At 71.7% G+C, this 6,993-nt stretch carries 7 protein-coding genes; 1 reads left to right on the top strand and 6 read right to left on the bottom strand.

Features of this window, described 5'->3' with window-relative positions; translation table 11 throughout:
- On the top strand, nucleotides 1–2,302 hold a 2,302-nt coding region (gene lon / locus VF092_24155; protein HEX6750409.1), incomplete at its 5' end, for an endopeptidase La.
- A 299-nt stretch (nucleotides 2,303–2,601) separates the two neighbouring features.
- On the opposite strand, the gene VF092_24150 is transcribed toward lon, so the two are convergent.
- From VF092_24150 to VF092_24125, 6 genes are all read right to left on the bottom strand, one after another.
- Complete coding sequence (locus VF092_24150; GenBank protein ID HEX6750408.1) at nucleotides 2,602–3,855, bottom strand: hypothetical protein; 1,254 nt, start codon at nucleotides 3,853–3,855, stop codon at nucleotides 2,602–2,604.
- Nucleotides 3,852–4,592: a DsbA family protein gene (locus VF092_24145; protein HEX6750407.1), complete on the bottom strand. Its 741-nt coding sequence runs from the start codon at nucleotides 4,590–4,592 to the stop codon at nucleotides 3,852–3,854. The genes VF092_24150 and VF092_24145 overlap by 4 nt, the downstream gene beginning before the upstream one ends.
- 55 nt (nucleotides 4,593–4,647) lie before the next feature.
- Nucleotides 4,648–5,091, bottom strand: a complete 444-nt coding sequence (locus VF092_24140) for a PDZ domain-containing protein (protein HEX6750406.1) — start codon at nucleotides 5,089–5,091, stop codon at nucleotides 4,648–4,650.
- A gap of 113 nt (nucleotides 5,092–5,204) precedes the next feature.
- Entirely contained in the window at nucleotides 5,205–5,438 is a 234-nt protein-coding gene (locus VF092_24135; protein HEX6750405.1) for a hypothetical protein, read from the bottom strand.
- A gap of 521 nt (nucleotides 5,439–5,959) precedes the next feature.
- On the bottom strand, nucleotides 5,960–6,376 hold the full coding sequence (locus VF092_24130; protein HEX6750404.1) for a hypothetical protein: 417 nt from the start codon (nucleotides 6,374–6,376) through the stop codon (nucleotides 5,960–5,962).
- A complete protein-coding gene (locus VF092_24125; protein HEX6750403.1) occupies nucleotides 6,373–6,819 on the bottom strand; it encodes a hypothetical protein in 447 nt (148 codons plus the stop codon). Before VF092_24125 ends, VF092_24130 begins: the two co-directional genes overlap by 4 nt.
- Nucleotides 6,820–6,993: the final 174 nt, after the last annotated feature.

The raw sequence follows: 6,993 nt of genomic DNA, 5'->3' as shown, positions 1-6,993 counted from the left end.
CGAGCTGGGCAAGCGCCGCGGCATCCCGCCCGAGATGCTGCAGCAGTTCATGGACGGCATCCAGGAGCCCGGCCAGTTCGCCGACCTGGTGGCGTTCTACGTGGAGATGAACACCGAGGCCAAGCAGAAGCTGCTCGAGGTGCTCTCGGTGGAGGAGCGCCTGCGCTCGCTGCTGCTGATCGTGCAGCGCCACCTGGCGCTGATCGAGGCGCAGGAGGAGATCCAGCAGCAGGTGCAGGAGGAGCTGGGCGAGCGCCAGCGCGAGATGCTGCTGCGCGAGCAGATGAAGGCCATCCAGCGCGAGCTGGGCGAGGAGGACGAGGGGCGCGAGGTCGAGGAGCTGCGCGAGAAGATCGAGGCGCTGCGCCTTCCCGAGGCCGCCCACGAGGAGGCCATGCGCGAGCTGGGGCGCCTGGAGCGCACCAACCCGCAGAGCGCCGAGTACCAGGTGATCCGCACCTACCTGGAGTGGGTGACGGACCTCCCCTGGATCCTGCGCACCGAGGACCAGCTGGACCTGAACCGCGGCGAGGAGATCCTCAACGAGGACCACTACGGGCTGGAGGACGTGAAGGACCGCGTGCTCGAGTTCCTGGCCGTGCGCCAGCTGGCCGCGCGCCGCGCCGAGGCCGAGGTCAAGGAGGAGGCCGCGCACGAGGCCGCCGCCCTGGCCGCGGTCGACGAGGCGTCCGGCGAGCAGCCGCAGGTGGAGATCCGCGAGGACCCGCTGGCCGCCGCCTTCCGCGGCGAGCCGGTGACCCCGCCGGCCGCCGAGGGCGAGCAGGCGGGGGGTGACGCCGAGCCGGAGGAGAGCGAGATCGACCGGCAGGTGCGCGAGGCCAAGGCGCGGGCGACCGCGAAGGGCCCGATCCTCCTCTTCGCCGGGCCTCCGGGGGTGGGGAAGACGTCGATCGCCAAGTCGATCGCCCGCGCGCTGGGGCGCAAGTACGTGCGCATCGCGCTGGGCGGCGTACGCGACGAGGCCGACATCCGCGGGCACCGGCGGACGTACGTGGGGGCGATGCCGGGGCGCATCGTGCAGGCGCTGAAGCAGGCCAAGAGCCGCAACCCGGTGATCCTGCTGGACGAGGTCGACAAGCTGGGCGTGAGCTACCAGGGCGACCCGTCGAGCGCGCTGCTGGAGGTGCTGGACCCGGCGCAGAACCACGAGTTCACCGACCACTACCTGGGCGTGCCGTTCGACCTCAGCGAGGTGCTGTTCATCGCCACGGCCAACTACGCCCAGAACATCCCGGCGCCGCTGTACGACCGCATGGAGGCGGTGGAGTTCCGCGGCTACACCGAGATGGAGAAGAAGCAGATCGCGCTGCGCTATCTCCTTCCCCGCCAGCTGGCCGAGAGCGGGCTGGAGGAGAACGAGCTGGAGGTGACCGACGGGGCGCTGGAGACGGTGATCAGCGAGTACACCCGCGAGGCCGGCGTCCGCCAGCTCGAGCGCGAGGTGGGCAAGCTGGCCCGCAAGGCGGCGCGCCGCATCGCCGCTGGCTCGGCGCAGGCGGTGAAGGTCGACACGGCGGAGGTGAAGGAGTTCCTGGGGCGCACCCGGGTGCACCCCGAGCGCGCCGGGCGCGAGGACCAGGTGGGCGTGGCCACGGGGATGTACTACACCCCCACCGGCGGCGACATCATGTTCATCGAGGTCAGCGCGCAGCAGCGGACCATGCAGAGCGCGTCGGCCGCCGCCGCCGAGGGCGAGACCCAGCACGCCGGCTTCGGCAACCTGGTGCTCACCGGCCAGTTGGGCGACGTGATGAAGGAGAGCGCCCGCGCGGCGCTGACCTACGCCCGCGCCAACGCGGTGCGCTACGGGATCGACCCGCGCAAGGCGTGGGGCTCGGAGATCCACATCCACGTTCCCGCGGGCGCCATCCCCAAGGACGGGCCCAGCGCGGGCGTGGCGCTGACCTCGGCGCTGGTCTCCGTCCTCTCCGGCACCCCCGTCCGCGCCGACGTGGCCATGACGGGCGAGGTGACGCTGACCGGGCGGGTGCTTCCCATCGGCGGGGTGAAGGAGAAGCTGCTGGGAGCATGGCGCGCGGGCATCCGCACCATTATCCTGCCAAAGGAGAACGAGGCCGACCTGGAGGACCTGCCGCGCGAGGTGATGGAGCAGATGTCCGTCCACCCGGTGGAGAGCATCGACGAGGCGCTGTCGGTGGCGCTCCGCGGGGCCAGCTTCAGCGAGGGGAAGCTCCGCTTCCCCGAGCTGCCGCTGCCGCCCATCGGCGGCAGCCGCGGGATGGAGGGCGAGGTCCGGATGCACGGCGGGCGCGAGGGGTGACGGTTCGGTGACGGTCTGGCAGACGGCTCGGAGACGGTTCGGCGCAGGACCCCGCGCACACGCCGGAAGCGAGCCGGTCCGGTCCGGGCCTCGCCGCTGGAGATAGGTCAGATGAGCGAGCCCCCGCTGGCAGATGCCGGCGGGGGCTCGCTGATCTTCATGTCATATCGTTGGATCGGACTACCGCGCATCCCGAGACGAGTTGCCTCACGCGGAGACGCGGAGACGCGGAGAACCTAATCCCGGCGTTGAGTTCTCCGCGGCTCCGCGTGAGACCATCGATCCCAGGAAGTGCACCTTCAGTGGGTGAGGCGGTACATCTCCACCCGCTCGACGTCGAGGGTGTCCTTGCGGATGCCCAGCACGAAGTCCGCGCCGATCTGGCAGGGGACGAAGCGCACCGGCATCTCCACCTCTCCCAGGCGCCGGCCGCGCGGATCGAACACGCTCCACCGCTCGGCCGCGGTGGCGCGTCCCGGCGGATCGTACTCGCGCACCCACAGGCGGTCGGCGCCGTCCAGCAGCAGCCCGGCGAACGCGGGGAGCTCGGCGGGGAGCGGCAGCGCCTCGTACTGGCGGCGGCGCTCGCGCCGCACGGCCGGGTCGCGCACGTCCGCGAGCGACTCGCGCAGCCAGGCATCCACGTGGGCGCGCGTCACCGCGCGGTCCTGCGCCGGCCCGCGGACGATGCGCCGCAGCTGGCCGCCGTCGCCGTACAGCCGGATCTCGTAGGCGTCGGTGCTTCCCACGGCCACGCTGCGGCGCCCCGCGGAGGTCTGCAGCGTCTTGAGGAACGGCACCGGCACCGTGCTCAGCCGGAACCGCCCGGCGCCCGCGGCGCTCATGAAGGTAACGCCCTCGTTCCCCGCCAGCCCGGCGACGGTGCGCAGCAGCCGCCCGTCGGGGCCGTGGAACTGCAGTGACGCCCGGGCGCGGTAGTGGATGCGGCCGCCGCTGTCGGCGGGCGGCCCCACGCCCTCGTCCACCCGGGACTTCTGGGTGACGAAGACGTGCGACGCCAGCCACCCCACCGGCGCCTCGGCGGCGAGCAGCCCCGGCTCGCCCACCGCGGCGGAGCGGACGTACGCGCCCGCGGGGGTGAAGACGGAGATCCGCCCGGCGCGCGGGTCGTACGCCAGCACCGTGTCGCCCTCCGCCCGCCCCACCGCGGCCAGGTCCCTGAACTCCCCCGGCCCGTCGCCCGAGCGCCCGGCGGCGGCCAGGTGGCGGCCGCCGGCGGAATAGAACCGCAGCTGCGCGCTGGCGCCGTCGGCCACCACGATCCGGCCGTCGCCCAGGCGCACCGCTCCGCGCACCAGGTACAGGTCGCTCCCCTCTTCTCCCTCGATCCCGCCGATCTCCAGCACCGGGCGCGCGGAAAGGCGGAGGCCCTCGCCCGCCTTCCACAGCCCGCCGCCCGCGTTCTCCACGATCTCCACCCCCGCGCTGTCGCGCACCGCGATGCGCGCGCCGGGCCCGTCGGCGGTGGCGCACGCGGCGGCGCCCAGCGCGGCGAGCGGGAGCAGCGCGCGGCGGAGCGGCGAGTATCTCACGTCCCCACTCCTGTTGCCGGACGCGATCGTCCAAGCCGTCGGCGCGCCGCACGGCGGCGGGGACGCCGTCGGCTATGCCGCAGCGCGTCCTCCACCTCGCGGGTCAGCGCGGGAAGGGGGAGGGCGCCCTGGAAGAGGCGGCCGTTCACCAGCAGCATGGGCGTGCCGCGGATCCCCAGCCGCTCGCCGGCGCCGATGTCGGCCGCGAAGTCTGCGCGGCGGGCGGGCGTCTCCACGCAGCGCGCGAACGCGGCGGTGTCGGGAAGGCGCGCCGCGGCGGCGTAGCGCGACCACGCCGCCACGCCGATGGAATCCTGCCGGGCGAACAGCGCGTCGTGGAAGGGCCAGAATCCGCCCTGCGCGGCGGCGCACTCGCTGGCCCGCGCCGCCGCGAGCGCGAAGGGGTGATTGGGAAGTGGATAGTGCCGGTACACCACGGCCAGCTGGCTGCCGTAGCGCCCGCGGAGCGAGTCCAGCGCCCCCGCCGTGGCCCGGCAGAAGGGACACTGGAAGTCCGAGAACATCACGATCGTCACCGGCGCGCCGGCGGCGCCGCGGCGGTGGCCGTGCGCCGCGTAGTCGCGCCATTCGCGGATGCTGCGGGGCGCCGCGGCGTTCGCGCCGGACGGGGTAGGGCGGAGCTCGCGGCGCGCCACCAGGCCGGTGGTCACCACGGCGCATACGACGAGCACCGCCACCGCCAGGTTCAGCCACCGCTCCTGGCTCGGGCCGGGCATGACAGGAAACTCCGGTGACGGGAATCAGCTGCGGAGATGCGCCCCCGCCGGCCGCTCAGCGGGCCTCGGGCGGGCGCGGGATGCTCACCACGGTGAACTCGAGCTCGCGGGCGTCGCGGCGGACGCGGAGCCGGAACGTCATCCCCGGGCGCGTGGCGGCCAGGATCCCCGCCTCGCGCGCGTCGTGGCCGTTCACCGTCAGCAGCACGTCGCCCTGGTGGACGCCGGCGCTGTCCGCGGGCGACCCGCAGTACACCGCCTCGACCACGGGATTCGTCGCCCAGCCGATGGCGCCGTTGGGGCCGATGCTGATCCGCGCGCCATAGCGGATCCCGTGGTACCCCGCCGACGGCGTCCCCAGGGTGATGCGGGAGGCGTTCAGCCGGGCCGCCGCGATCTCGTGCGGGTCGGTGCAGCCGGCCGCGGCCGCGCGCTGCGCGGACAGGCCGGGCCCGAGCGCGGCGGCGAGGGCGGCGGCAAGGACGATCCGTGGCCACATGCGGGGGCCTCCGTGGGCTGGAATGAGCCGGGCGTGCTCCGCGGAACCGTCTGCGGATCTTTGCCGCCCTCCCCGCGTGGGCCGGCGGGGAAGGATCGGCTATCGCGCGCCGGTCAGCCGCAGCTGCAGCTGAACGACTCGACGGACTGGTTGTTCGACGTGCACTGGAACTCGCACGACGTCTCGCTCTTGCAGATGTTGCTCTGCACGAAGTTGTAGATCTCGATCGCCTGCGACATGCAGTCCAGCGACGACGCGGCCGCGTTCGCGGGGACCACCGTCAGGTACGTTCCGCCGGCCAGGGTGAGCACCGCCGCCGACAGCCCGGTGAGCATTCTTGTTCGCATGACGTCTCCCTTCGGTGATGCGGAAAGGACGATCCTGCAGTGATGGCCCACGAGCGCACGCGGCGGACGGTCGCGCCTTAGACACCAATTTGCTGGCGGAAGCGCGAGCGTCGAATGCTGTTCCTGCGCGAAGACGGTGTCAAGCAAACATGCGACAGGCCGCTTTTTGCGCCGCTCGCCCCCTCCGCACGGAGATCGGCCGCGCCTCTAGGGAGAGGGGGAGCGGCGCGCGCAACCCGATGCGGTGGAACGGGATGTGCATTGGGAGGGAAACGGGTGGGGTGAGAGTTAATGGGCGAGGTTCATGGGGGAGAGTGGGAACCGGGCGGTTCTGGGTGGGGGCCGCTTCGGGAGAGAGGGAGATGGGTGGCGGAAGCCCCCGGAGGCGCGAGTCTCCGGGGGTTTTCGCTTGGGGGATCGTGATTGCGCTCCGCCTGACGGTCGGCGTTGCCGAACTCGCCTTCTACCGGGTGCGCCAAGTCGCCACGATGCGTCCTGCGCGGGTAGGCGGAGGATGGGGATCAGGTGCGCGGCACGCGTAGCCGGCGAAACTCGGCTTCCGGCAGGGCCTTGATCTGGTTGCGGATCAGCGTGCGCGCCGTACGAACAGCCCTGTGGACCCGGTCCCACTGTAACTCGGCGCTGTTGAGAACATAGTCGGCCTGCTCGCGCAGGAGGCGTAGCTCGTTCAGTCTTCGAGCGATCTCATTGAAGGTCAGCCCACCCATCCTGACTGCTTGTTTGATCGCGTCGTGCGTTTGCCAGTTCGGCACGGCACCCTCTCCTTGCGCTGACTCGATCCGCAGTTTCAGCGTGAGAAGTGCAGCGTAATACGCTCGGTTGAGCGCGGTCCTTAAAAGGGCTTCGCGGTTTACCGAAGGGATTTTGCCGCAGCAGACTTCCGCCACGGCCAGCCACTCTTCCGGATCGAAGCTCATCTCTCGTCACCGTGGCTGTAATCCGGGTGGATGAATACACTGAGGCGATGCTGGCCCGGCTTGCCGACGCGGTGCCCAATTTCTCGATTTACTTCAGATTCGAAGTCGAACACGTCGTCGCTATCTGGAACGTCCCATCCAACGAAAAGCACCCGGACGTACGGCTCGCCCCAGCCGTCCTCGGCGCTGATCTCGACGCGCATGGGGCCGTATTCGCGCGTGATGCGCTGATAGGCATGCTCGATGGCAGGCCAGAGGCGGTAGCGCTCGATCAGCGCGCGGGCGGAGCGATCGCGCGCGAACAGGCGGCGCAGGCGGCCGTGCGGCGGGCGGACGTGGCTCGGCGCGGCATCCACGGCGCGCTCCAGGACGCGCCGCATCGACACCGCGCTGCCGCCTCGGTTGCCGAACTCGCCTTCTGCCGGGTGCGCCAGCGTCGCCACGTTACCTCCCGTGCGATATGGACGGTGGAGGCCGAAGTGTGAGGCTGCGCGGCGGGCCTGTCAAGCGTCTCGTCGAGGCGCAAGTGAAGACGTGACCGCTACTTACGCGCCAGCGGGAGCACACTTCCGTCCAGGTCGCGGCCGTGGCAACTGATGCCGTGACGTTCGTCCTGG

The sequence above is a fragment of the Longimicrobium sp. genome (assembly GCA_036377595.1).
In the GTDB taxonomy this organism is placed as follows: Bacteria; Gemmatimonadota; Gemmatimonadetes; order Longimicrobiales; family Longimicrobiaceae; genus Longimicrobium.
This window is presented reverse-complemented; position numbering and strand designations above follow the sequence as displayed.